19 protein-coding genes, 1 tRNA gene and 1 riboswitch are annotated in these 25,076 nt (G+C 63.9%); of the genes, 8 read left to right on the forward strand and 12 right to left on the reverse strand.

Going from position 1 to position 25,076, the window contains the following annotated elements:
• Positions 1 to 1,276: 1,276 nt before the first annotated feature.
• The 10 genes from DMP07_RS03565 to rsmI form a co-directional block, all read right to left on the reverse strand.
• Positions 1,277 to 1,352, reverse strand: a tRNA-Ala gene (locus DMP07_RS03565).
• A 162-nt stretch (positions 1,353 to 1,514) separates the two neighbouring features.
• On the reverse strand, positions 1,515 to 1,868 hold the full coding sequence (locus tag DMP07_RS03570) for a Veg family protein (RefSeq protein ID WP_123197774.1): 354 nt from the start codon (positions 1,866 to 1,868) through the stop codon (positions 1,515 to 1,517).
• Between the two features lie 307 nt (positions 1,869 to 2,175).
• Positions 2,176 to 3,081, reverse strand: coding sequence for a 16S rRNA (adenine(1518)-N(6)/adenine(1519)-N(6))-dimethyltransferase RsmA (gene rsmA, locus DMP07_RS03575; protein WP_123197775.1), 906 nt, complete (start codon positions 3,079 to 3,081; stop codon positions 2,176 to 2,178).
• Positions 3,082 to 3,123: 42 nt separating this feature from the next.
• Positions 3,124 to 3,729, reverse strand: a complete 606-nt coding sequence (locus tag DMP07_RS03580; protein ID WP_244594837.1) for a flavodoxin family protein — start codon at positions 3,727 to 3,729, stop codon at positions 3,124 to 3,126.
• Positions 3,726 to 4,856, reverse strand: coding sequence for a TatD family hydrolase (locus tag DMP07_RS03585; RefSeq protein WP_123197777.1), 1,131 nt, complete (start codon positions 4,854 to 4,856; stop codon positions 3,726 to 3,728). The genes DMP07_RS03580 and DMP07_RS03585 overlap by 4 nt, the downstream gene beginning before the upstream one ends.
• Before the next feature lie 137 nt (positions 4,857 to 4,993).
• Positions 4,994 to 6,571, reverse strand: coding sequence for a methionine--tRNA ligase (gene metG / locus DMP07_RS03590; RefSeq protein ID WP_123197778.1), 1,578 nt, complete (start codon positions 6,569 to 6,571; stop codon positions 4,994 to 4,996).
• 221 nt (positions 6,572 to 6,792) lie between these two features.
• On the reverse strand, positions 6,793 to 7,347 hold the full coding sequence (locus DMP07_RS03595; RefSeq protein WP_244594838.1) for a M48 family metallopeptidase: 555 nt from the start codon (positions 7,345 to 7,347) through the stop codon (positions 6,793 to 6,795).
• Between the two features lie 220 nt (positions 7,348 to 7,567).
• On the reverse strand, positions 7,568 to 8,218 hold the full coding sequence (locus DMP07_RS03600) for a hypothetical protein (RefSeq protein WP_148039636.1): 651 nt from the start codon (positions 8,216 to 8,218) through the stop codon (positions 7,568 to 7,570).
• A 512-nt stretch (positions 8,219 to 8,730) separates the two neighbouring features.
• The gene (locus tag DMP07_RS03605; protein WP_123197780.1) at positions 8,731 to 9,984 is read right to left on the reverse strand and encodes an iron-containing alcohol dehydrogenase; all 1,254 of its coding nucleotides are present in this window, start codon (positions 9,982 to 9,984) and stop codon (positions 8,731 to 8,733) included.
• A 118-nt stretch (positions 9,985 to 10,102) separates the two neighbouring features.
• Complete coding sequence (gene rsmI, locus DMP07_RS03610) at positions 10,103 to 10,954, reverse strand: 16S rRNA (cytidine(1402)-2'-O)-methyltransferase (protein ID WP_123197781.1); 852 nt, start codon at positions 10,952 to 10,954, stop codon at positions 10,103 to 10,105.
• A 252-nt stretch (positions 10,955 to 11,206) separates the two neighbouring features.
• On the opposite strand from rsmI, the gene DMP07_RS03615 reads away from it, so the two are divergent.
• The 5 genes from DMP07_RS03615 (at position 11,207) to DMP07_RS03635 (ending at position 15,145) form a co-directional block, all read left to right on the forward strand.
• Positions 11,207 to 11,512: a rhodanese-like domain-containing protein gene (locus DMP07_RS03615; protein WP_123197782.1), complete on the forward strand. Its 306-nt coding sequence runs from the start codon at positions 11,207 to 11,209 to the stop codon at positions 11,510 to 11,512.
• 136 nt (positions 11,513 to 11,648) lie between these two features.
• Entirely contained in the window at positions 11,649 to 13,358 is a 1,710-nt protein-coding gene (locus DMP07_RS03620; protein ID WP_123197783.1) for an FAD-dependent oxidoreductase, read from the forward strand.
• Between the two features lie 128 nt (positions 13,359 to 13,486).
• Positions 13,487 to 13,867, forward strand: coding sequence for a hypothetical protein (locus DMP07_RS03625; RefSeq protein WP_123197784.1), 381 nt, complete (start codon positions 13,487 to 13,489; stop codon positions 13,865 to 13,867).
• Positions 13,868 to 13,940: 73 nt separating this feature from the next.
• On the forward strand, positions 13,941 to 14,324 hold the full coding sequence (locus DMP07_RS03630; RefSeq protein ID WP_123197785.1) for a hypothetical protein: 384 nt from the start codon (positions 13,941 to 13,943) through the stop codon (positions 14,322 to 14,324).
• A 26-nt stretch (positions 14,325 to 14,350) separates the two neighbouring features.
• Positions 14,351 to 15,145, forward strand: a complete 795-nt coding sequence (locus tag DMP07_RS03635; protein ID WP_123197786.1) for an MBL fold metallo-hydrolase — start codon at positions 14,351 to 14,353, stop codon at positions 15,143 to 15,145.
• 91 nt (positions 15,146 to 15,236) lie between these two features.
• Here the strand turns inward: DMP07_RS03635 and DMP07_RS03640 are convergent, their stop codons facing one another.
• Positions 15,237 to 18,026, reverse strand: coding sequence for a DEAD/DEAH box helicase (locus DMP07_RS03640; RefSeq protein WP_244594839.1), 2,790 nt, complete (start codon positions 18,024 to 18,026; stop codon positions 15,237 to 15,239).
• A gap of 214 nt (positions 18,027 to 18,240) precedes the next feature.
• Here DMP07_RS03640 and DMP07_RS03645 point away from each other — a divergent pair, with 214 nt between their 5' ends.
• The 3 genes from DMP07_RS03645 to DMP07_RS03655 all read left to right on the forward strand — a co-directional run bounded on the left by DMP07_RS03645 (position 18,241) and on the right by DMP07_RS03655 (position 23,202).
• A complete protein-coding gene (locus tag DMP07_RS03645; RefSeq protein ID WP_342210401.1) occupies positions 18,241 to 20,427 on the forward strand; it encodes a HelD family protein in 2,187 nt (728 codons plus the stop codon).
• Positions 20,428 to 20,664: 237 nt separating this feature from the next.
• The gene (locus tag DMP07_RS03650) at positions 20,665 to 22,089 is read left to right on the forward strand and encodes an amidophosphoribosyltransferase (RefSeq protein ID WP_123197788.1); all 1,425 of its coding nucleotides are present in this window, start codon (positions 20,665 to 20,667) and stop codon (positions 22,087 to 22,089) included.
• Between the two features lie 174 nt (positions 22,090 to 22,263).
• Positions 22,264 to 23,202, forward strand: coding sequence for a magnesium transporter CorA family protein (locus DMP07_RS03655; protein ID WP_123197789.1), 939 nt, complete (start codon positions 22,264 to 22,266; stop codon positions 23,200 to 23,202).
• Positions 23,203 to 23,351: 149 nt separating this feature from the next.
• Here the strand turns inward: DMP07_RS03655 and DMP07_RS03660 are convergent, their stop codons facing one another.
• Positions 23,352 to 24,554, reverse strand: a complete 1,203-nt coding sequence (locus DMP07_RS03660) for an NADP-dependent isocitrate dehydrogenase (protein WP_123197790.1) — start codon at positions 24,552 to 24,554, stop codon at positions 23,352 to 23,354.
• A 394-nt stretch (positions 24,555 to 24,948) separates the two neighbouring features.
• Positions 24,949 to 25,069, forward strand: a riboswitch (glycine riboswitch).
• The last annotated feature ends 7 nt before the right edge of the window (positions 25,070 to 25,076 follow it).

Raw genomic sequence — 25,076 nt, forward strand, 5'->3', positions numbered from 1 at the left:
TCCCGCGTACGATCTGGAGGGGATGCGGAGGAGCCGTGAGAAAAGCTCAGGTACGCAACCATGGGTAAACCGTAGGCGAGATACAACAATGACTTTAGCACACATCCTTCACAGGGATAGCAAAAACGTATCACCCATTTGGGGGGAAATTACCTTTAAAAGCGTATATTCAGGCATTTTCGAGGCCGCTCGCCGCGAAAAACGTCGCGAAGGGCGAAATCGTCATGCGCTTCGTAAGACAAAAGAGCTTGCACCGCGATACGGGAGACGCGCCGCATAACGGCCCCGCCCTGGACGGACCGGGCCCGCGCGGCGGGCGAAACGACCGTCCCAGCAGATCGGCCCGACGCGCACGACAAGCCGGCTCCACCCGACAGATCTGCCCGATGCACCCGGCAAGTTACCCCCTATCCGACGGGTCGGCCCGATGCGCCCGGCAGACCGGCCCCACCCGGCGCATCGAGCCCGCCGATGCATCATGCACGACCGTGACGAAGAGACGGCGGGCTTCTCCCGCAGAAACCGGACACCGCGCCGAAGCATATAAAGCCGCGCCATAACGAGACGACGGACGCGCCCTCCGATACGCCGCCGCCCTCCCCCGCGTCCGAAGACCGAGCCCAGACCGGGATTGCGTCGTTGCGGCAGAGTCGCGCCATCGACAGCAAGAGCGCATCGTCGGCGGCAGGATCGCGCCATCATACCGAAGTGCCAGCAAAGAGCACGCATCCCGCCCGCCTCTTCGCCCCGAACGCTGGCGCCCGCGCTCAGGCGGCGCCAGCGTCGGCGTCGACTCCAAGCCGAGCCAGAGCGATCCGGACCTAACCGACCAGATCCGAGCCGGACCTAGCAGATCCGATTCGGACCTAACCAAGCCGATGCCAACAACATATGCAGGCCGAAAGCCCCCGATTCAATCTCCGAAAGCCCGAGAAATGTCGCCCGTAGTCTCAATCTTGGAAAAATAAGGCCTATCAGGCCGAAAAATCCGCGGTTTGGCACAAATGCCGCCCTCTGAATCCACGCGAATGGCAAATTAGTACACAGAAGTACATAGAATGTCGTTTATTTTGCGACGGATGCGCAGAAAACTCCCCCGCAACACTGCGCAACCGTACCAAACCGCGAGAAAAATGACATAGCAGGCCTTATTTTTCCAAGAAAGCCCAGTGCGCCCTTCAAACGAAGCACATTTTCGAGAGGAGGCGCGAACACGCTGCGGCATTTCGCCCCTGAACGTAAAAAACGCCGTTCGTAAGAACGGCGTTGAAAGTTCTGGTGGAGATGATGGGATTCGAACCCACGACCCCCACGTTGCGAACGTGGTGCTCTCCCAGCTGAGCTACATCCCCAGAAATTGACAAGACGATATTTTGCGCTTCTATCTATGGAATGTCAAGCGAGCAATCCAATTTTTTTCGCTCGCGACGAAAGCGCCTCGGCCTCATTGGCGCGAACGATACCGCACCCGCCGATAACAACCGGGCGCGAACGCGTTCGGCGCAGCCGACCGACTAGATAAGATCCTCGTCCTCGTCGTCCTCTTCGTCCTCATCGACGGCATGCAGCGGAGCGGCATCGCCGTTATCGACGAAGGAGCCGAACACAGGCTTGCCCGTTTCGACATCGTAGAGCTCGACCATGCCGGTCAAGACATCGACGTACTGGTACGACTGTCTTGCCTTGCGGCCGCGCTTGCGGTCGATTTCGAGAATGAACAGCGAAGGATGCGCCTGCATAAGGACGCCTTCGCATTCGATGACCTTGGAGCGGCCCATGTTGGCACGCACCTTGAGACGCGTGTCGATGCGCTCCTGAAGCTCTGCGCGGATATCGTCGACGATGCGCGCCTGCTTTTCGAGTTCCATATATAGTGTTCCTTCAATCGGGTATGCGAGTGTGCGAACCGCCATATTAGCACGATTTGTCAAGGGATCATTAATTCTGCAAGCTGAAAACACACTTACCCGCCGCTGTCAACACCGCAGCACGCTTTTCATGCCGACGCGGCGCGGCTTTCGGCATACGGCAGTCGGCGAGCGGAGGCCCCTTAAGCGCACGGCCTCCTCCAAGCCGAAGGGCACTGCAGGCCAACATAGCAGCGACACCCTTAAGCGCACGGCCTCCTCCAGGCGAGGGGCGCGCGAACCGGCATGGCGACAAGCAGCGGCCTCTTTAGCGCACGGCCTCCGTGTACGCCGCGCCCAGCGCGATGAACTCTTCGAGCGTCAGGCTTTCGCCGCGGCGGCGCGCATCGATGCCGGCGGCCTCGAGGATGACGGGCAGCTTCTCCACCACCCCGTCACAGCCCTTGCGACCTGAGAAGAACGTCTTCATGGAATTGGCGATGGTCTTGCGCCTGGTGGCGAAAGCGGCGTCGGCCATAAGCGAGGCCACGGCGGCCTCTTCGGCCGTAATGCCCAGATCGTCGCGGCGGTCGAGTCTGATGACGGCCGACGTAACGCGCGGCGGCGGGAAGAAATTGCCCGGCCCCACCTGGAAGCGGCCCGTGGGCTTCGCGATCAGATTGAGCTTCACCGTGTAGGCGCCGTAATCTTTCGTACCCATTTTCGCCATCATGCGGTCGGCCACTTCGCTTTGCACCATCACCGTGGCGCACTGCAGGCTCGAAAAACGCTGGAAGAAATCGAGCACGAGAGTCGCCGCCACCGCATAGGGCAAATTCGCGATGAACTTGTTCGGAGCCGCGCCTTCTGCCGCCGCCGCGCCGAACGCTTCGTCAAGATCGGCTTGGGAAAGCGTCAGGGCGTCCTTGGAGAGCAGCGTGAAGTTATCGAAATCGGCGCAGGTTTCGGCCAAGACCGCAGGAAGGTCGGTATCGCGCTCGACGGAAAGCACGCGGCCCGCGCGCGCAAGCAGGGCCACCGTGAGCGTGCCGATGCCGGGACCCACCTCGAGCACGGCGTCGTCTCCGCAGACTTCGGACAGTTCGCAGATGCGCGCGATGACCGAGTCGTTGACCAGGAAGTTCTGGCCGAGGGCTTTTTTCGTGGCAAGGCCGTGGCGCTCCAGGACGGCGCGCGTAGCCGAAGGCGATGCAAGATATGAAACGTGAGACATGGGCTCTCTTTCTCGAATGACGCGCCTAGCATACCGGACGCATCAGGAAAAACGCGTTTTCTCGGACTCCTCGCGGGGCTGGCCCCACCCGATGCGGTCGATCACATCGGCCACGAAAAAGCCCGACGAACCGAGCGCCGAGCGCACGATGACCGTCAGGGCATCGTAGCCGAACGGGTCGCCGCCCGCGCCGATCACGTGCAGGTACGCGGGACGCTTGACCTCGCGCGCGCGATCGAGGCGCGCGCCAGGGCCGATCCGCCATTCCCAATACGGCTGCAGACGGTCGAGCACGCATTTGAAACGACCCGTGGGCCCGCCGAAATACACGGGGCACACCAGGTGCACTTCGTCGGCCGCATCCAAAAGCCCGTAAAGCGCGCGCATATCGTCGTCGATCACGCATTCCTTGCGAAGCGTGCCGGGGGCGAACTCCTCGCCGGCGCGCGGGCGACAGGCCGCGCAACCCACGCAATCGGCCACGTCGTGCGCAGCCGCATGCCACGTCGTCACGCGGGCGCCTTCGGCGCGCAGACACTGTGCCAGCTCGTCGCCATAACGCGTCGAAACCCCGCGCAGGCGCGCGGCGCCGCAGATCAAAAGCGCATGACGCTCGGCCGCGCCCTCGGAAGCGACAGCCGCGATCACAGAATGCCCTCGTCGCCATGAGACGACTGCCATGCCGTGGCGTCGCAGTCGAGCAGGCGCAGCGCGTTGTCATGCAGAGCAGACAAAAACGCCGCGCGCCCCTCGCCTGGCTCGATGCCGCGCACTTCGGCCAGATACGCCGCGGTGAACACGGTGAACTCGGGGGCGCATTCCAGGCCGCGGAAAGGCACGGGCGCCATGTACGGGGCGTCCGTTTCGGTGAGCAGCCTGTCCAGCGGCACGACCTGCGCCGATGCACGCAAGTCGTCGCTGCGCGAAAACGTGACCGCTCCGCCGAACGCCACGTAACAGCCGCGCTCGACCCAGCGGGCCAGCTCATCGGGGCCCACACTGCAGCAGTGCAGGAGCACGCCCGCCTCGGGCCAGCCTTCCTGCTCGAGGATTTCGAAGCCGTCGTCGTGCGCGTCGCGCATATGCAGCACGAGCGGCAGGCCGCATTCGTGCGCCATCTGCACCTGGCGGCGGAACACGTCGCGCTGGACGTCGCGCGGCGAAAGGTCGTAATGGTAATCGAGGCCCACTTCGCCGAGCGCGCAGGTGCGCGGGTCGGCGAGCATGGCCTTGAGCGATTCCTCGACTTCGGCATTCCAATGCGACGCGTTATGGGGATGCACGCCCGCGACCACGCGCACGCGCGGAATGGCCACCTCGGCGCAAGGGCAACGGTTCGCGCGCCATTCGTCGGCGCTCATGCCGTCGTGATCGAGCGGCGCGGCGGCCCGTTCGGCGGCCGATGCGGCGCGCGTGGCCTCGAACACGTCGGGCAGGATGCGCAGCGCCTCGCCGCGCCATTCGTCCAGCAGGCGATACGTGGCATCGCCGTCTTCGACGGCATCCACGATCGTGCAGACGAAATCGACGCCGTGCACGGCGCAGCGTGCAAGCGAAAGCGGCGCGTCGGAGACGAGCTGCAGATGCGCGTGCGTGTCGGCGATCGGCGCCTCGGTCAGCGGATAGGGCGATTCGACATAGCGCCAGCCGGTCTTTTTCTTCTTGCGGAACAACGCGTCGCGAAACGCGAGGTAGCCCGCGGGTCCTTCGAAATCGATCGGGCCGACGGCCTGCTGCGATGCCGCCTCCTGCTCTGCGTTCGTTTCCTGAGTCATGCCATCCACCTTCGGATTCGGTTCGTGTCCTGTGTTTCGAACAGATATATAACGCAAACGGGGCCGCAGGCTTGCGCCCGCGGCCCCGTTTCTAGACAACTCCCATGCGAAAGGCGCGAAAAGCGGCGCCTGCGCCCTTACAGCTGGATTTCCTTCACGTCGAGACGAGGGAACAGCGGGTCGCCCTTTTCGACCGCGTTACCTGCGGGCAGCTGGCCCCAGACGCTTGCGGCCTTGATGTCGTCGACTTCCTCGATCGCGCCCAGGCTCAGGCGGCGGAACACTTCCGCAGAGGTGTTCGGCATGAACGGCGCGAAGAACAGCGCCAGGATGCGGCACGCCTCGAGCGCGTTGTACAGCACGAAGGCCAGCTCGCCCTGGGTTTCTTCGGACTTGGCCAGATTCCACGGAGCGCTTTCCTCGACGTAGAGGTTCACGCGGCTCGCGAGCTCCTGCACGGCGGCGGCGGCGTCGGTGAAGTTCACCTCGGTCATGCAGGCGTCGTACTTCTCGTACAGCGAGTCGGCAATGTCCTTGAGCGGGTTGGCGGCGTCGGCGAATTCGGCCGGCACGGCGGGAACCTTGCCGTCGAAGTACTTGCCCACCATGTTGAACACGCGGCTGCACAGGTTGCCCCAGGTGTTCGCCAGGTCGGCGTTATAGACCTGCGTCATGCGCTCGATGGAGATGTTGCCATCGGCGCCGAAGCGGACGTCGGACATGAAGTAGTAGCGATACGCGTCCACGCCGTAGACTTCCACCAGGTCGGCCGGCTTGATGCCGTTGCCCTTGGACTTGGACATCTTCTCGCCGCCCACCAGCAGGAAGCCGTGGCCGAACACCGTATTGGCGACAGGCAGGCCCGCGGCCATCAGCATGGCGGGCCAGATCACGCAATGGAAGCGCGTGATGTCTTTGCCCACGAAGTGGTACTGCACAGGCCAGCGGCGCTCGAATTCGCCCTCGCGCTCGGGGTCGGCGTAGCCGTTGCCCGTGAAGTACGCCAGCAACGCGTCGGCCCACACGTAGCACACGTGGCCCTCGTCGAAGGGCAGCGGGATGCCCCAGTCAAAGGTGGAGCGGCTGATGGAGAGGTCCTGCAGGCCGCCCTTCACGAACGTGACGATTTCGTTCTTGCGCGTCTCGGGGCGGATGAAGTCAGGGTGCTCCTCGTAGAACTTCAGCAGCGGCTCCTGGAACTCGGACAGCTTGAAGAACCAGTTCTCCTCGCCCGAAGCGCGGCGCACGGGACGATGGCAGTCGGGGCACACCAGCTCGCCTTCCTCGTTTTTCTCGAGGTCGCTTTCGGCGTAGTAGGTTTCCTCGTGCACGCAATACCAGCCCTCGTAGGCGCTCTTGTACAGGTAGCCTTTGTCATAGAGGTCGGTCCAGAACTTCTGCACGCTGCGCGTCTGGCGATCCTCGGTGGTGCGCACGAAATCGGTGTAGGTGATGTCGAGCATGTCCCACGCCTCTTTGAACGCGGGAACCATGGAGTCGCACCATTCCTGCGGCGTCATGCCGTTCTTCTCGCCCGTTTCGGCGACCTTCTGGCCATGCTCGTCGAGGCCGGTGACGAAGGACACGTCGTAGCCGTTCATGCGCTGGTAACGCGCCACGGTGTCGGCGGCGATGGTGGTGTAGGCGGTGCCCAGGTGCGGCGCGGCGTTCACGTAGTAGATGGGCGTGGTGATCGAATAGGCTGGCTTGGTCATTGGCTTCCTCTCGTGCTCGGGCGACTGATGATGCCGCCTTCGCCTCGTGAGCCGCATCGGGCATGCGCGCGCAACGGGCCGACCCCGCAACGCCGCCGCACGCGTCGAAGCGACAACGGATGTTCAAAACCCGCCCATTGTAGCGCAGTCGGCGCACGGTGCATGGCGCGCTCGAGCGTCTTAGGCCATGCGTTACGCGAAAAACGTACGGTCCGGGCGCCCTAGCGTCTGATGCCGCCGCGCAGCTTCGCTTCGCGAGCGCGCCAGTCCGGCAGAAACGAATCCATAAGCGCTTTGAAACGCGGTCCGTGGCTCGCTTCCAGCAGATGGCATAGTTCGTGCACCACCACGTACTCGAGGCACTCGGGAGGATGAGCGGCCAACTGTACATTGATGCAGATACGTCCCGTCTTCACGTTACAGCTGCCCCATCGGCTCACCATGTTGCGATACGCGACCTTCCCGGGAACGACGCCCATGACGGGCGCCCAGCGCTCGATCAGCGCGGGCGTGAACGCCGCCACCACGGCACGCCACTCGACCAGATCCTCGGGCGTCGGGGCGCCGGGGGCCTGCTGCGCGCGGGCGATCGCGTCGCGCCGATGGTCTTCGATCCAGCCGGCATGCTCGCGCACGAAACGAGCAATGGCGGCATCGCTCGTGCGCATCGGCGCCGACACCTCGATGCGGCCGTCGGGCTCTTTCACCCTGATATAGGCGCGCTTCTGCCCTGCCCGGCGTGTCACCGCCACGTGCACACCGTCGACGACCAGCATCGATTGCCCCTTCTGTCGGGAAGTTCCGCCCATATCACCTTCGCTCAACACGTCGGAAACGAAAAACTGCACATTTTTTGCAGTTGGCGGTCTTTTGAGCGCCGCTTCTGACGCCAAAAAGGACGTTTTCGGCGAAAAACGCCCCCGAAAACCCCGTTTTCACGCGCGCAAGAAGGATTCAGGCTCCTAGAAAGACCGCCAACTGCATTTTTCTTGCACATTATCGCCGATTCCTTACGCCGGCGTCGCCCTCGAACAGCAACGCGGTCCTCAACGCCTGTTGGCGCGACCTGAACTCGGGCGCAGAAAGCGACAGGCGCACCCCGAGCATCTTGGCAAGAAGAAACGCGACCTTATCGAGCTCGCCGCGATCGAACATCTGCTTGGCCGTCACCGAGACCACCGACACCCCGCGAAACGCGAGGGCGTTGCGGCGCTTCGAATCGCTTGCGATGCGCTCGCGCTGCGTATGAAACATCGTGCTGTCGTACTCCACGCACAATCCGGCGTCGGGCCAGTACAGGTCGCACACGTAATACGGCTTGCCCGAAGCCCTCCAGTCGCCGCGGCGCATATCGATGCGGTAGTTCATATGCGGCTTCGGCAATCCGTAGCCTCCCAAGGAACGCGGAAGATGCAGGAGCAGCGCAAGCGCCGCCTCCATGGGAGAGGCGCAGTTCTCGGGAATGTAGCGCAAGGCGCGGCGGGCCTTGCGCAGCCCTCGGTCGCCTGGAACTCTCGCGAGGAACGCCTGCATCTTTGCGACGCTGCTCAGCCGCTCGCGTTTGACGAAGCCGCAGGAGGCGTCCTCGTACTGCGACCTGTCGACGACGATTCCGTACGATCCCGTAAACTCCGCGCCGATTCGCATGAGGTCGAAAAGAGATTCGCTCGCGGCGCATTGCACGAACGTCAATTCAGGCGAGGCGACGAATCCCCTTTTCGAAAGAGCATACAAGGAACTTCTCGGAACGGGGTTAGCGCGCACATGGAATACCAGCGCATCCGTCGTGCGCCTGCAATCTTTGGACGGAACGAGAATATGAACGGGTTCGGAAAGAGGACCGGCGCCGGCGAGCACTTCATCTGCGATTTCCCGGCACGAAATCACGCCGCCTGCTGATGGGTGCGGCACCGCGGTGCGCGAAGAGGCGCCCCCTGCCAGAAGGAGAGAGGAATCGAACGCGTCAAGCGAGCGCCAGTATTCAAGCGCGGATATGTGAGACAGGCAAAACCCCATGGCCCGCAGCATAGCGGCCCGCCGTGGCCGCGGACCGGCGCGCGGCACGACGCTTCCCTGCCGCGAACAGGCCTCATTCGACCAAAAGCGAAAAGTGGCGGGCCTTTATGCAGAGCCCGCCGCTTGATCGCGTCGAATAGCGTTTACGCCTCTTCGGCCTCGTCTTCATCGAGGGCCGGCAGGGCCGGATCGACGAAGGCGGACAGGTAAATCGCCTTGGCGTCTTCCATCGAAATCTTCTTGAACGCGCCGAACACGTCGCCCTTGGTAGCGCGCAGCGTCTCGACGATCGCGTCGACGTCTTCCTCGCGCAGGCCCAGCTCGCCCATGGTCTTAGGCATGCCCATATCGACGAAGAACGCCTGCAGCTCGTCGATCGCGGCGGTCACGGCGTCTTCCACTGCCTCGTCGCTTCCGTCGATCGGCTCGATGTCGAAAACGTCCAGCGCGAACTGCAGGAAACGGCTCGGGTCCTCGCGCCAGACATAGCGCATCCACGCGGGCATGATGACCGCAAGGCCGGCGCCGTGGGTAATCGACGTGTCGAACGCAGACATCTCGTGCTCGAGGCCGTGGCTCTCCCAACCGCCCGCGCGGCCGCCCTGCACGAGCGCGCGCCCGCAGCCAGCGATATCGTTATGCGCGAGCATGCCGGCCCACATGATGTCGGCGCGGGCATCATAGTCTTCGGGGTCTTCCAGCACGCGCGGCGCGGCCTCGATCAACGCGCGCAACAGGCCGGCGGCGATGTTGTCGGTCACGGGCACGGGACCCACGCCCGAGAACCAGCGTTCGCAGATGTGCGCGATCATGTCGGTGACGCCCGCAGCCGTCTGGAACGGCGGCAGCGTGAATGTGATTTCAGGATTCATGAACGCCACGGCCGGACGGAACGCGTCGCCGTTGGTGCCGCGCTTGGCATGCAGTTCGTCGTTGCTGATGACGCACGAGCTGGACGCCTCGGAACCCGCCGCGGGAATGGTGAGAACGCAGAAGATCGGCAGCGCGCGTTCGACCTTCGCCTTGCCGCAGAAGAAATCCCACACGTCGCCATCGTAGAGCGCACCGAACGCGACCGCTTTCGCGCAGTCGATCGCGCTGCCGCCGCCGACGGGCAAGATCAGGTCGGCCTGCTGCTCGCGCACCATGCGGATGCCCTCGCGCACGCTTGCGACCTCGGGGTTCGGACGCACGCCCGCCAGATCGACATGCGCGACGCCCGCCGCGTCGAGCGAAGCCTTCACGCGGTCGAGCAGGCCGGAGCGCACCACGGACCCCTTGCCGTAAACGAGCAGCGCCTTCTTGAAGCCGCGCGCGGCGGCCTTGGCGCCCACGCCTTCTTCGACACCGCGGCCGAACACGAACTCGGTCGGCGAATAGTAAATGAAATCGTTCATGCATTCCTCGCTTTCAGCGCTTTGACATGCGGGCATCGTAGCGCGTCGCCGCCCGCGCGCCAAGAAACACGGCGCAAAACAAAGAGAATGGCCCGCAGCCGGCAACGAAGGCGGCCCGCTACGCCCGCATGGCCAGGTCGTAGGCTTCGTTGCGAGGGATGCCGAACTCATCGCGCAGGGCCTTGACGATTTCCTTGCGCGTGAGTTCTCCCGCCCGCACCAGCTCGGCGGCGCGCTCGGCGGCCGAAGCCGCGGCGTCGGCGCGACGGCCCTCTTCCTCGGCCTGCGTGGGCGGGCCCACGACCAGCACGATTTCGCCCTTCACGCCGCCTTCTTCCTCGCGACGGGCGAATTCGTCGCGCACCTCGGCCACAGGACCGCGCGCCACTTCCTCGTGCACCTTGGTGAGCTCGCGGCAGACCACCACCTCGCGACGCGGCAGCACCTCGGCCAACGCGCCGAGCGCCGCGGCGATGCGACGCGGGCTTTCATAGAACATGAGCACCGCATCGAGCGACGAAAGCGCGCGCAGCGTCTCGCGGCGCTCGGAATCTTTGCGCGGGAAAAACCCGCCGAAGAAAAAGCGCGGATTGTTGAAACCGCTGGCCACATAGGCCGTGACTGCCGCAGAAGCGCCCGGCAGCACGTCGACATGGCCGCCCGCCGCGCGCACCGCCTCGATCAGGCGCGCGCCCGGGTCGGACACGCCTGGCATGCCCGCATCGCTGCAAAACGCCACGGTCTCGCCCGCCGCGACGCGCTCGGCCACGCGGCCGGCCTGGTGCGTGATAGCCGCCTCGTCAAGCCGCTCCAAGCGCTTCTCGATGCCGAAATGGGCGAGCAGTTTTCCGGTGACGCGCGTATCTTCGGCGCACACCGCATCGGCGGCGCGCAGCTCTTCAAGCGTGCGCAGCGTCATGTCTCCCAAATTGCCGATAGGCGTCGGGCATATGACAAGGCGACCTGCCATGGACATCTCCTCCTCACGACGCCTTCCGCACGAACGCGAAAGGCTGCTTTCTTTCGAACACACTATATACGCTCGGCCGAACGCAGCGCAGGCGCCGACCCGCCCAAGCAGGAAACCACGCAAGCAAAACGATCGCAGCGCGCCGACATCGCAGCGCATCCGCCCAATTGCTACTTTCCAAGTGACATAATCCTGCTACGCTGGAACAGAAAAGAATCGCGCCGCACCGACGGCGCTCGAGAAAGGAGTGCCATGGGAATCTTCGACATGTTCGGCGGAGGCTTCGATAAGAAACTCGAACAGGCCCGCGCCACCGAGAACGCCCGCATCATCGACGTGCGCACCGTGCAGGAATACCGTTCGGGACACGTGCCTGGGGCCGAAAACGTGCCGCTCGATGCAATCGACACGCTTCAAGCCGCGCCCGACGCGCCCCTGTTCGTCTACTGCCAGAGCGGCGCACGCAGCTCGCAGGCCGCGCGCGTGCTTGAAAGCCGCGGATTCGTCGATGTCACGAACCTCGGCGGCATCATGAGCTATCGCGGCCCGGTCGAGTAGCCGACCGGGCCGCGGCATGCGCGCTCGACGGCCCGATTCGCCGGCAAAGCGCGTGGAATGCCCGATAGAATCAAGAAAGCATCATCCGGGCCCGGCCGCATGAAGCGGTCGGACTCCATCGACGTAAGGAACGCTCATGAAAGTCGTCATCATCGGAGGCGTCGCAGGCGGAGCCACGGCGGCGGCACGCCTTCGCCGCTTGGACGAGCAGGCCGAAATCATCATGATCGAGCGCACGGGCTATGTGTCCTACGCCAACTGCGGCCTTCCCTACTACATCGGAGAAACCATCCAGGACAAGGGCAAGCTCACGCTGCAGACCCCCGAAAGCTTCCGCGCCCGCTTCAACATCGACGTGCGCGTGCGCCAGGAGGCCGTCTCGATCGACCGCGCCGCGAAAACGGTGGCGATCCGCCGCCTCGACGACGGCGAAACCTACGAGGAGTCCTACGACTACCTGATCCTTTCGCCCGGCGCCAAGGCGGTCGTGCCGCCTTTGCCCGGCATCGACGACCCGCGCATCGAAACGCTGCGCACCGTCGAAGACACCTTCGCCATCAAAGAGCGCGCCGACGAGCTGCTCGAAGCCGGCAAGACGAACGCCGTGGTGGTCGGCGGCGGCTTCATCGGCCTGGAAATGGCCGAAAACCTTAAACAGCGCGGCTTCTCGGTCACGCTGCTGCAGCGTGACAATCACGTCATGCCCACGCTCGACTACGACATGGCCTGCGAAGTGCACGCCTATCTGCGCGCAAACGGCATCGACCTGAAACTCGGCTTCAACGCGGTCGGCTTCGAAGCCGACGACGAACGCGACGAAGTGCGCGTGCTCGGAGAAAACGGCGAGGCGCTGCCCGCATCGCTCGCGATCATGGCGATCGGCGTGGTCCCCGAATCGCACCTCGCCGAAGACGCAGGCCTTGAACTGGGCATTCGCAAATCAATCATAGTCGACGAACAGATGCGCACGTCGGACCCCGCGATCTTCGCCGTAGGCGACGCCGTACAGGTGAAGCACTTCGTCAGCGGCGACGGCGCACTCATCTCGCTGGCGGGCCCGGCCAACAAGCAGGGCCGCGTGGCGGCCGATGCCATCTGCGGACGCGCGCGCTCCTTCGCCGCGCCGCAAGGCTCTTCCGTGCTGAAAGTCTTCGACATGACCATTGCAACCACCGGTCTGAGCGAAGAGGCGGCATTGCGCGCGGGCATCACTTGCGACAAGGCATTCACCTCGTCGCCTTCGCATGCCACCTACTATCCCGGCGCGCGCAACATGTCGATCAAGACGCTCTTCGAGCCCGAAAGCGGCCGCATCCTAGGCGCGCAAATCATCGGCTTCGAAGGGGCCGATAAGCGCATCGACGTGATTGCCACCGCGATCCGCGCAAACATGACCGCCGCCGATCTGGAAGAGCTCGACCTTGCCTACGCGCCGCCGTATTCCTCGGCGAAAGACCCCGTGAACATGGCGGGCTTCGTCATTGAAAACGTACGCGACGGCCTGGTGAAACAGCACCATTGGCACGATGTAAACGCCCTGGTCGAACAGGGCGCGCAGCTGCTCGACGTGCGCACGGAAGGCGAATACGCCCGCGGCGCCATCGAAGGCTCCGTCAACATCCCCCTCGACGAACTGCGCGAACGCATCGGCGAGCTCGATGCAAGCCGTCCCGTGTTCGTGAACTGCCACAGCGGCCTACGCAGCTATGTGGCGTGCAGGATGCTTTCCGGCCACGGATTCGACTGCTCGAATCTGGCGGGCGGCTGGCGCTTGTACTCGATCGTCGCCGAAGACGCCGCGTTCGACGCACGTCCGACCCACCCCTGCGGCGTGCCCCTGGCATAACGACGCGACGCCTCAACATGCTTTCCGAAGGACCTTTGCTTCGCAGTGCGAACGCGGAGGCCCTTCGCATGTCCGCGCTCACCGCGCCGTGCGCTTATACTAGGAAAACGCCTCACGAAAGGATGCCCATGGACTTGCTGCTCCCCGACATACCCGAATTCCTGCGCGCCGTCATCGTCGTGCTGGTCGCGACGATCGCGATGCTCGTCGCCTTTCTGGCCGCAAGCATCATATGCAGGGATTCGCGCCGCCGAGGCGGCGAGCGCCGCCTTGCGAAAGCGTCCGTGGTCATGGGCGTCGCCGCCGTGGGAGAAATAGCGGTCTTCGGCGTTTTGGGCGCGCCCTTCGCGGCGGCGCTCGGCATAAGCGCCCTCGTCAAATCGAGCGGCTATCGCAAACGCACCGCCGCGCGCAGCAACGTCTACCGCACGGGATTCGCCCTAGGACTGTTCGGGCTGGTCTCCGCCCTGTTCTCGGCCATCGTCATCGTCGCCGTTATGCTGCTGTAACCTGCAGCGGCCCGCCCGCGCGCCGCGATGGCCTATACTGGACGGAATACGAACGCCTCTCGAAAGGACCCTCATGCAAATCTTCGGCCTCGACCTGTCCGAAATTCTCGTCGCCGCAACGCCCGCCATCGCCTTGTTCGTCGGCGGCGCGATCGCAGGCATCGTGCTGTGGAGGCGCGCCAAAACGGGCGCGAGCGAGGAAAGCTGCGGCATCGCGTCGCTGGTCATGGGCATCATCGCCGCCATCGAAGGAACGCTTTTCGGTCTGGCGGGCATCCCGTTCGCACTCATCCTGGGCCTCGCCGCCATCGCCGCGTCGCGTGCGCATAAATCGATCACCGGAACCAACGGCAACAACGCCTCCACCGCGGGCCTCATCCTGGGAATCGTCGGCGTGGCCATGTGCATCATCGGCCTGGGCCAGACGGGCGTCCTCGTGTTCTCGATGGGCGATTAGCCCGCGGCGCGATCAGGAACGCCTTCATGCTTAAGCTTCATATTCTTGCCAGCGGAAGCCGCGGCAATGCGGCCGTCGTCGAAAACGCCGCCACCGGACGCGGCGTGCTGATCGACTGCGGCATCTGCAAGCGCGATTTCTTCGCCCGCTGCGACGAAGCAGGTTTCGACCCCGCCAAGCTCGACGCCGTGCTGATCACGCATGAACACGGCGACCACACCAAAGGCATCGGCGTGACCATGCGCGGCCTGGCGAAGCTGGGGCGCCGCCCCGCAATCTATGCCGCGCCCGCCACGCTGCAGGCCAGCAAGCATCTTCAAGATATAGAAGAGACGTGCGAAATCCGCGCGCTTGCGCCCGAGGCCCTCGTCTCAGCGGCGGGCATGAGCATCGTCGCCTTCGCCACCTCGCACGACGCGGCCGCATCGTTCGGATTCCGCATCGAAGCGAACGGCGACGCGGCGGGCTTTATGACCGACACGGGCATCGTCACCGACGCCGCCCACGCCCATCTGCAAGACGTGCGCCTGCTCGCGCTGGAAAGCAACCACGACCCGCGCATGCTGAGCGAAGGCCCCTACCCCTACGTGGTCAAACGACGCATCGCGTCCGACGAAGGCCACCTTTCCAACGAGCAGGGCGCCGAAGAGCTGGCGTCGCTTCTGAGCACGCGCCTCGAAGCGGTGGCCGCCATGCACGTATCGGAAAACAACAACGAATACGACCTGGCGAAACAAGGCTTTCGCGCCGTCACAGAACGCGAAGGGCACCCCGCCCGCATCGCCTGCGGCTACCAAGGCCGCCTGACCACGCTTTCCTGACGCGCGGGCCCGCAACCACGCCCCGAACGCGAAAAGGCCGCGGAATCGATCCCGCGGCCTTTTTCATGCAGCGCCTTTTGAACGTCAACGTTTAATCCAAGATATTTTCGGCGAAGCCCACGCGGTAGTTCGACAGAACCACGTCGCCCGTCTCCTGCGTGGCATCCAGATCCACATCGGCCCTGATGCCGAAGTCGCTGTCGCCGTCGGCGTCGTGGAAGATCTGGCGCACGTGCCACACGCGCTGCGAACGCTCGTCGGATTCGTCCAGGACGAAGTACGCGTTCGAGCGGGCGTCGGCATCGAGCAGCAACTCTTCATGCGCCTCGTAGAACGCATCGAGCGCCTCCTGCCAGCGACGGGCGCCGAAGCCCCATTCCATATCCATGTCGCCGAGCTGCTCCACGTCGTCGCGCGCAGCCAGGCTCACGCGCCTGAACAGCGAATTCCTCACCAGAAGCGTCAGACCGCGGCGGTCGCGCACCACCGCGTCGGCATCCGTCGGCGCCGCGACGTCTTCCATCGAACCCGCCGACTCCCATTCGTCCACGAGACTCGAGTCGACCGAGCGCACCACAAGCCCCAGCCACGCGATAACGTCCTTCAATCGGTCGTCGCGCTTGTCCTGCGGCACCGTGCGGTCGAGCACGCGGTAGGCGTCGGACAGATAGCGCAAAAACGTGCCCTCGCTGCGGGCGATGCCGTAACGCGCCACGTACTCCTTGAAGCCCGACACCGTTTCCAGCATGTCGCGCAGAACCGACTTCGGCGCGAGCTCGTAATCGCGCGCCCACGGAACGGCCTCGCAATACTGGGCGAACGCCTGGTCGAGCAGCTCTTCGAGCGGCTTGGGATACGTGATGTCGGCGATGCGGTCGAGGCGTTCTTCGTAATCGACGCCGTCGGCCTTCATCTCGGCCACCGCCTTCTCGCGCGCCTTGCGCTCCTGGGCGCGCAGCACCTGGCGCGGATTCTCCAGCGTGGCCTCCACCATAGAGATCACGTCGAGCGCATACGTCTCGCTTTCGGGGTCGAGCAGCTCGAGCGCCGCCAGCAAAAACGGCGAAAGGGGCTGGTCGAGCGCGAAATCCTGAGGCATATCAACCGTGGCGCGATACTCGACGCCGCCGTCCTCGGCCTCCACCTTCTCCACGACGCCCGCATCGATCAAAGTGGCAAACACTTCGTCGGCGCGCACGTAGAGTTGCTCTTTCTCCTCGAGCGGCTGGGCTGAGTCGTCGATGAGCTTGCGCACGCGCGCGAACGCGTCGCCGCCGCGCGACACCACGGCGAGCACCATGGAGTGCGTGATGCGCATGCGCGGCTTGAGCGTTTCGGGGGCCGCGTCGATCAGCTTCGCGAACGTGTCTTCGTTCCAGTTCACGAAGCCCTCGGGCGGCTTTTTCTTCTTCAGCTTGCGCAGCTTCTTGGGGTCGTCGCCCGCCTTCTGCAGCGCCTTGGCGTTCTCGATCTCATGCTCGGGCGCCTCGGCGATCACCATGCCTTCGGTGTCGAAGCCCGAACGGCCCGCGCGGCCGGCGATCTGATGGAACTCGCGGGCGCGCAGCCTGCGCATCTTGAAGCCGTCGAACTTCGTGAGCGCGGTCAAGATCACGGTGTGGATCGGCACGTTGATGCCCACGCCCAGCGTGTCGGTGCCGCAGATCACGGGAAGAAGGCCCTGCTGGGCGAGCTTCTCCATAAGCAGACGGTAGCGCGGCAGCATGCCCGCGTGATGTACGCCCACGCCGCAGCCCAGCAGGCGCTGGAGCGTCTTGCCGAACGCCGTGGTGAAGCGAGCGCCTTTGATGGCCTGCTTGATGGCCTCGCGCTGCTCTTTGGTGGCCACGCCGTAGCTCGCCAGCGACTGCGCAGTGTCGAGCGCGGCGTCCTGCGAGAAGTGCACGATGTAAAGCGGCGTCTCCTTCGCGCGGATGGCCAGCTCCACCGTGCCCTCGAGCGGCGTTTTCACGTATTCGTAGCTCAGCGGAACGGGACGGGGCGCGTCGGCGATGACGTCCACCTCGGCGTCGGTGTGGCGCTTGAGCGTGTCGACGATCTGCGTGACATCGCCAAGCGTGGCGCTCATCAGCAGAAACTGCGTCTGCGGAAGCGTGAGCAGCGGCACCTGCCATGCCCAGCCGCGCTGCGGGTCGCCGTAGAAGTGAAATTCGTCCATGGCCACGCAGCCCACGTCGGCGTTCTCGCCCTCGCGCAGGGCCTGGTTCGCCAGGATTTCCGCCGTGCAGCACACCACGGGGGCGTACGGGTTGATCGACACGTCGCCCGTGATCATGCCCACGTTCTCGCGGCCCAGCACGTCGACGAGCGAGAAGAACTTCTCGCTGACGAGCGCCTTGATCGGCGCCGTGTAGTACGACACCTTGCCCGTCATGATCGCCATGAAATGCATGCCCAGCGCCACGAGCGACTTGCCCGAGCCGGTGGGCGTGCCCAAGATCACGTGGTCGCCCATCATGAGGCCCATGAGCGCCTCTTCCTGATGCGGCCACGGCTCGATGCCGCGATCGTCCACCCATTCCAAAAACATCTCGAGCGCTTCCTCGGAAGTCGGGAGAGGGGGCATCTCGTGCTCGCCCGCTTCTCCGTCGCTCGAAGGAAGAGGAGGGGTGTCACGCGCAGTTCCGCACGAGCCGATCGCCCCGGCGGGGCGATCGTGCGAGCTCAGGACTGTTTGAGCATGACGCCCCTCCTCTTCCGCCCCCTCGAGGCCGGAATCGCCCGACAACGGCGCATCGGCCTCGTCGAGCTCTTCGTCCTGGGAGTAGTCCCAATATTTGTCCCAGACCGCCTGGGGCACCAGCGCGCCGAGCGATCCGTAGGCGTCGGCTCCGCCGACGGCTTCCTGTTCGTCTGCCATACAACCTCTATCCGTCATCGAGAATCCGCCCGTCCGCGGGCGGCGAAGGCGTGCGGGCGCAGGGCGCCGCAAGCCGTAGTTATCGTGCAAAATGACGCGCCGCCTCCACGGACGGGCGCGCATGTGCCATTGTACCCGGAATACCTTTTCGAGGCGGCGGCGTTTCGCGCGCCCGGCCCGCCGATGCACGCCAGACGAATCCCAAGGAGACATCGTGTTCACCGATTCAGCACAACCGAACCTGCCCCGCGCCGCGAGCGACCAGGCGTCGCCCGCCTGCGGCCAGGACGAACGAACCGACGACCCTATCCTGCTCGAAGAGCGCCGGCACCTGAGCGGAACCTACGCGAAGCTCGCCGCCATGGAGCGCGCCCTGGTGGCCAAGATCCAAAAGCTCGACGACGACGTGGCGGCCGATAAGGAAATGCTCGCCGACGAGCTCACCGGCAACTTCGCCAGCATGGGCGAGGCCTTCGAGACCTACGCCGAATTCGCCTCGGCCAACAAGACGATCGACCTGTACAACGCCGCCCAGGAGCTCAACTTCCAGAACCTGCAGAAGGTGCGCCTGCTCATGCACCAGCCCTACTTCGCCAAGGTGGCGCTGCAGTTCAAACCGGGCGATGCGCCCAAGGAGCTCTACATCGGCAACGCCGGCATCTCCGACGAGAACTACAAGCGCCTCGTGGTGGACTGGCGCTCCCCCGTGGCCGAGGTGTACTACAACCAGGAGAACGGTCCCACGTCGTATCAGGCGAACGGCCGCACCATCCGCGTCGACCTGAAGCTGCGCCGCCAGTTCGACATCGAGGCCGACCGTCTGAACGCATACTTCGACACCACGGTGGCCATCCAGGACGCCATGCTGCTGGCCTCGCTTTCGCAGGAGCGCTCGTCGCACATGAAGGCGATCACCGCCACCATCCAGAAAGAGCAAAACGAAGTCATCCGCCACGAAGACGTCGATGCGCTGCTGGTCAACGGCATCGCGGGCTCCGGCAAGACCTCCGTGCTCATGCAACGCATCGCCTACCTGTTCTACCGCCATCGCGAAACGCTCAAGCCCGAAGACGTGTACCTGATCACGCCGAACCCGGTGTTCAGCCGCTATATCGAGCAGGTGCTGCCCGACCTGGGCGAAAGCAACCCCGAAACCATGACGTTCAACCAGTTCATGGCCCGCATCATGCCGCCCGAGCGCAGCCGCGGCCGCGCCGACGTGGCGCCCGAGGCCCTGGAACGCATCGACGAAGCCGTGCGCGGCCTGACGTTCGATCCCGACGACTTCAAAGACATCGTCTGCGAAGGCACGCAGCTCATCTCCGCCGGCCAGATCCGCCAGGCGGCCGACAAGTTCCGCCGCATTCCCGCAGGCCCGCACCTGGTCACGCTCATGCGCGAAGAACTGCACAAGCGCCTGGAGAACCGCCTGAGGCAGATGGCCGCCACCGAGCGCGCGCAAAACGAGGCCACGGCCCTTTCGGTCCAGGAGCAGGTGCGCATCTTCCACGAGACGATCGCCCCGCAGACCGACGCCGAGCTGCGCGAATGCACGCTGACCTACCTCAACGACCGCTACGCCGCCGCCTTCGACACGGTGGAACGCGACGATTGGCTGCGCATCGACCGCATCGGCATGCGCATCCTGGGCGTCGAGGGCCTGTTGCCTGTCGAGTGGGTCTATCTGAAGATGGCCGTGAGCGGCATGGGCGACGCGAACGTCAAATACGTCATGGTGGACGAGGTGCAGGACTACACATGCGCCCAGCTCATGGTGCTGCGCCGCTACTTCCGCCGCGCGCGTTTCCTGCTTCTGGGCGACGAGAACCAGGCGATCAAAGAAGGCACCGCGTCGTTCGACGAAATCGAAGCGGTGTTCGAGCGCGCGGGCTCCGAGGTGCAGGAATGTCGCCTGCTGACCAGCTATCGCTCGTCTCCGCAGATCACCGAGCTGTTCACAAAGCTCATGCCGAAAGAAGACCGCATGCGCGTGTCCTCGGTGCAGCACGAGCGCGCCGAACCGCGCATCGAGGCGTTCGACGACGCGCGCGCCTACGAAAGCGCCCTGCGCGACGCCGTGGAGCAGGCGCGCGGCATGGCCGGCCTGACCGCCGTGATCGCCGACAGCCGCGCCTCGCTCAAGCGCGTCCAGGCCATCCTGGGCGAGGACGCGCCCGCCGTGATCGCCGACGACGCCACGCTTCCCGCGAGCGGCGTGGTGCTCATGACGCTCGAGTTCGCCAAGGGCCTCGAGTTCGACCAGGTGATCATCCCCGACGCGCGCCCCGAAGTGTTCGGCGAAGGACGCGTGGCGCGCAACCGCCTGTACACGAGCATCTCGCGCGCCACGGGACGCATCGTCATCCTGGCGCCCGGCGAGCTCACGCCGCTGCTCGGCTAGCAAAGCGCCTCTTCCGTGCGCCGCGTTCCGTCCTGGAGCGCGGCGCATTTCGTTTCCGCACCGTTCCCGGACCCGACGGCCGGCCTTCGCAGCATACGAAGAATACGGAGCGAATACCCGAGCCAATTTGTTTCGATATTTTGAATAATCGCCGCAAGATGCCGCTTTCGCCGTTTCGCGAGCCTTTGGGGGTATACTTGCTCTTTCGACACAGCAACCGACGATGAGAGGTACGCAATGGGCGGATTTTTCGGAGCCGCGTCCCATCATGACGTGGTTCTCGACGTATTTTTCGGCGTCGACTACCACTCCCATCTGGGAACGCGTCGCGCAGGCATGATCTTCTTCGATTCCGAGACCGGGTTCCAGAGGGAAATCCATTCGATCGAGAACACGCCGTTTCGAACGAAGTTCGAGGCCGATCTTCAGGGCTTCCACGGAGGCAGCGGCATCGGCTGCATCAGCGACACCGACCCGCAGCCCCTGCTCGTCCGCTCCCACCTGGGCACTTTCGGCATCACCACGGTGGGCATCATCAACAACGCGGAACAGCTGATCGAGGAGTGCTTCTCGGCGGGCGGCAAGCAGTTCATGGCCATGAGCTCCGGCAAGGTGAACAACACCGAGCTGGTGGCCGCCCTGATCAACCAGAAGGACAACTTCGTCGACGGCATCAAGTTCGCGCAAGAGGTCATCGACGGCTCGCTGACCCTGCTCATCATGACCGACGAGGGCGAAATCCTCGCCGCGCGCGACAAGATGGGCCGCCTGCCGGTTCTCGTGGGCAAAAACGAAGACGGCCACTGCATCTCGTTCGAATCGTTCCCCTACCACAAGCTGGGCTATGACGACGAATACGAGCTGGGGCCGGGCGAAATCGTGCGCGTGAACGCCGATTCGTACGAGACCATCGCGCCCGCGGGCGACGACATGAAGATCTGCGCGTTTTTGTGGACCTACTACGGCTACCCGAACTCCAACTACGAAGGCCAGAACGTCGAAGTGGTGCGTTACCGCAACGGCGCCATCATGGCGCGCGACGAGGCCGCCCAGGGCAGGCTTCCCGAAGTCGACTACGTGGCCGGCGTGCCCGATTCCGGCGTGCCGCACGCGATCGGCTACTCCACCGAGAGCAAGACGCCCTTCGCCCGCCCCTTCATCAAATACACCCCCACGTGGGCGCGTTCGTTCATGCCTTCCAACCAGGAGGTGCGCAACCGCGTGGCCAAGATGAAGCAGGTCCCCGTGCCCGAGCTGATCGCCGATAAGAAGCTGCTGCTGGTGGACGACTCCATCGTGCGCGGCACCCAGCTGCGCGAAACGGTGGACTTCCTCTACGGCGCGGGCGCCAAGGAAGTGCACATGCGCTCCGCCTGCCCGCCGATCATGTTCAGCTGCAAGTACCTGAGCTTCTCGAGCAGTAAATCCGAGATGGACCTCATCTCGCGCCGCACGATCCAGGAGCTCGAAGGCGACGAGGGCCAGAAGCATCTCGACGAGTACGCCGACGCCTCCACCGAGCGCGGCAAGTGCCTGCTGCGCACCATCTGCGAGAAGCTCGGTTTCGATTCGCTGGGCTACCAGTCGCTCGACGGCATGCTCGAGGGCATCGGCATCGACCCCTCGAAGGTCTGCACCTACTGCTGGACCGGCAAAGAATAAGACAGCCGTTCCGTAATCGACGAAGAAGCCTCCTCCGGGAGGCTTCTTTCGCATTGCGCCCCCGCCTCGGCGGCGATTGTCTGCGCTTCATGTCAGATCGAGGTCATTTTCTCGCATGTTCGACTATGATGGCCTGAACCGTAAGCGTCTCGAGTTCGACAGAAGGGGGCCGCCGTGATCGAATACTTCCACACCGACGAACAATCCCGCATTCTGACCAAGATCGACGAAGAGCGCCCCGGCTGCTGGATCGCGCTGTTCGAGCCGACGAGCGACGAGCTGCTCTGCGTCGCGCGCCGCTTCGGCATCGACGAAGACGACATCCGCGCGCCGCTCGACCTCGAAGAGGTTTCGCGCATCGAGCGCAACGCCGATTACACCATGTTCATCGTGGACACGCCCATGCACGTCAAAAATGCCGAAAGGAAGCGCTACACCACCATTCCTATCGGCATTTTCGAAACGTCGGGGCATGTCATATCGGTATGCTCGGTCTATCGCGTTCCCTTGATCGCCATCCTGAAATCATGGCGCAACGTGCACGACACCTCCGACATCAAAGCCTTCGCGAGCGACATCCTGATCGCCTCGTCCGAAGCGTATTTCTCGTCGCTGCACGCGATCAACAGGCGCCGCATAAGCCTGTCCGACGCCGCCGACAAGCCCGAGCGCAAAGACCTCGAAGAACTCTATGCCCTGGATGCCTCGCTCGTCTATATCAAAACCTCGCTGACCGCCAACGACAACATCTTCGAACGCTACAGGCGTTATGCGGCTTCGTCGTACGACCCCGAAGCGCTCGAGGTGCTCGACGACGCCATCATCGAGAACAAGCAGGCGCTCGAAACCACGAAGATCTATTCCGAGATCCTAGACTCCACGATCAACCATTTCGGCCTGATGATGGATTACGACCTCAACCACACCATGCAGCTCGTGGCCACGATCACGCTCGTGCTGTGCGTTCCCACGGTGATCGGCGGCGTATTCGGCATGAACCTCGAAGGCATTCCGCTGGCCGATTCGCCCTACGGCTTCGCTATCGTCACGGGTGTCACCGCGGGCGTGCTCGCGATCATGCTCGCCATCCTCAAACGCCTGAAGTGGTTCTAGGCGAGCGGCAGAAGCCCCAAGACCGCAGCGAATACGAACGCGACAGACGGCCATAAAGAAAGCCTCCCGTTTCTTTTCGTTCACCGAGGAAACGGGAGGCTGCTTCATACGCCCCGGCTTTCCGATGCGCCGGGATTCTCGCGAAAACCTTATGCGGCCAGGCGTTTCGCGATCGCCTGGATGAACTCGCGCGTAGAAAGCTTCACGGGGTTTTCGATCGTGGTGATCAGCGCCAAGTCGCCCGTCATCTCGCCCGCCTCGATCGTATCGACCGTCGCCTGCTCCAGGCGGTCGGCGAAGGCCATGAGTTCAGGCAGGCCGTCCAGCTCGCCGCGCTTACGCAGCGCGCCCGACCACGCGAAGATCGTAGCCACCGAGTTGGTAGACGTCTCTTCGCCCTTGAGGTGCTTGTAGTAGTGGCGCTGCACCGTGCCGTGAGCCGCCTCGTACTCGTACACGCCGTCGGGCGAGACCAGCACGGAGGTCATCATGGCGAGCGAACCGAATGCCGACGAAACCATGTCGCTCATCACGTCGCCGTCGTAGTTCTTGCAGGCCCAGATGAAGCCGCCCTTGGACTTCATCACACGGGCAACGGCGTCGTCGATCAGCGTGTAGAAATACTCGATGCCGGCTTCATCGAAGCGCTCCTTGTATTCGGCGTCGAAGATCTCCTGGAAGATGTCTTTGAAGCGGTGGTCGTATTTCTTGGAAATGGTGTCCTTGGTGGAGAACCACACGTCCTGACGCGTATCGAGCGCGTAGTTGAAGCAGCTGCGCGCGAAGCTTTCGATCGAAGCGTCCAGGTTGTGCATGCCCTGCACGACGCCCGGGCCGTCGAATTCGTGCACCAGCTCGCGCTCTTCGGTGCCGTCTGCCGCGGTATAGACCAGCTCCACCTTTCCGGCGCCGGGGATGCGTATCTCGGCGTTCTCGTACACGTCGCCGTACGCGTGGCGGGCCAGCGTGATCGGCGCCTTCCAGTTGCTCACGCACGGCTCGATGCCGCGCACCACGATCGGCGCGCGAAACACCGTGCCGTCCAGCATGGCGCGAATGGTGCCGTTGGGGCTTTTCCACATCTGCTTGAGGCCGTATTCCTTCACGCGGGCGGCATTGGCGGTGATCGTCGCGCACTTCACGGCGACGCCCAGGCGCTTGGCGGCCTCGGCCGATTCCACCGTCACGGCGTCGTCGGTCTCGTTGCGATGCTCCAGGCCCAGATCGTAATACTCGGTCTTCAGGTCGACGAACGGGCAGATCAGATCGTCTTTGATCATCTGCCAGATAATACGGGTCATCTCGTCGCCGTCCATCTCAACCAGCGGCGTGGTCATCTGAATCTTCGCCATGGTCCACCCTTCTTCGTGAATCGTCGAACGCGAAATGCCTCGGCCGCGAACGCGATGTGCGCGGCACCCGCCGAAGCGAGCGGAGGCCTCATTACTTTTGCATGCTAAAGCATGATAGCGCCGATGCGCGGATGAAGTGCGCGAAACCGGCGCAATTTCGCGAACGGCGGAGCATCGGCGAATGGTGCAACGGTCGACAAACGCGCGCTGCCGCCGCCGCGACCGGCGCGCATTGCCGCTCGCGATTCAAACCGCACCGCTCACGGCGGCTCATACGACAAAACGCCCTTCTTCGGCAGCACGACAACTTTTTCTTGCATATTCGCACGATTTCGTAAGATAATGCCGCCATACCATTTCGTTGAAGCTTTCGGGATCGGTCGAGACCGGAAGTGGAGAAACCTCTGGAGAACTCTTAAATGAGTGCCGACGGTGCAAGGCTTTCGGGCAGCGCGCATTCCCATGTGCCCTCTTACGAAGCCGAATCTCTCAGGCAAAAGGACAGAGAACGGTTCTTCCGAC

The sequence above is a fragment of the Slackia faecicanis genome, assembly GCF_003725295.1.
Lineage (GTDB): Bacteria > Actinomycetota > Coriobacteriia > Coriobacteriales > Eggerthellaceae > Slackia > Slackia faecicanis.

What these genes read in the sequence shown, in the direction of transcription:
- DMP07_RS03635 (WP_123197786.1), top strand. Translation starts at nt 14,351, where the DNA reads ATGCTTAAGCTTCATATTCTTGCCAGCGGAAGCCGCGGCAATGCGGCC.
- DMP07_RS03640 (WP_244594839.1), bottom strand. Translation starts at nt 18,026, where the DNA reads ATGGCAGACGAACAGGAAGCCGTCGGCGGAGCCGACGCCTACGGATCG.
- DMP07_RS03620 (WP_123197783.1), top strand. Translation starts at nt 11,649, where the DNA reads ATGAAAGTCGTCATCATCGGAGGCGTCGCAGGCGGAGCCACGGCGGCG.
- DMP07_RS03625 (WP_123197784.1), top strand. Translation starts at nt 13,487, where the DNA reads ATGGACTTGCTGCTCCCCGACATACCCGAATTCCTGCGCGCCGTCATC.
- DMP07_RS03630 (WP_123197785.1), top strand. Translation starts at nt 13,941, where the DNA reads ATGCAAATCTTCGGCCTCGACCTGTCCGAAATTCTCGTCGCCGCAACG.
- DMP07_RS03660 (WP_123197790.1), bottom strand. Translation starts at nt 24,554, where the DNA reads ATGGCGAAGATTCAGATGACCACGCCGCTGGTTGAGATGGACGGCGAC.
- DMP07_RS03600 (WP_148039636.1), bottom strand. Translation starts at nt 8,218, where the DNA reads ATGCGAATCGGCGCGGAGTTTACGGGATCGTACGGAATCGTCGTCGAC.
- rsmA (WP_123197775.1), bottom strand. Translation starts at nt 3,081, where the DNA reads ATGTCTCACGTTTCATATCTTGCATCGCCTTCGGCTACGCGCGCCGTC.
- metG (WP_123197778.1), bottom strand. Translation starts at nt 6,571, where the DNA reads ATGACCAAGCCAGCCTATTCGATCACCACGCCCATCTACTACGTGAAC.
- DMP07_RS03615 (WP_123197782.1), top strand. Translation starts at nt 11,207, where the DNA reads ATGGGAATCTTCGACATGTTCGGCGGAGGCTTCGATAAGAAACTCGAA.
- DMP07_RS03595 (WP_244594838.1), bottom strand. Translation starts at nt 7,347, where the DNA reads ATGCTGGTCGTCGACGGTGTGCACGTGGCGGTGACACGCCGGGCAGGG.
- DMP07_RS03570 (WP_123197774.1), bottom strand. Translation starts at nt 1,868, where the DNA reads ATGGAACTCGAAAAGCAGGCGCGCATCGTCGACGATATCCGCGCAGAG.
- rsmI (WP_123197781.1), bottom strand. Translation starts at nt 10,954, where the DNA reads ATGGCAGGTCGCCTTGTCATATGCCCGACGCCTATCGGCAATTTGGGA.
- DMP07_RS03585 (WP_123197777.1), bottom strand. Translation starts at nt 4,856, where the DNA reads ATGACTCAGGAAACGAACGCAGAGCAGGAGGCGGCATCGCAGCAGGCC.
- DMP07_RS03605 (WP_123197780.1), bottom strand. Translation starts at nt 9,984, where the DNA reads ATGAACGATTTCATTTACTATTCGCCGACCGAGTTCGTGTTCGGCCGC.
- DMP07_RS03650 (WP_123197788.1), top strand. Translation starts at nt 20,665, where the DNA reads ATGGGCGGATTTTTCGGAGCCGCGTCCCATCATGACGTGGTTCTCGAC.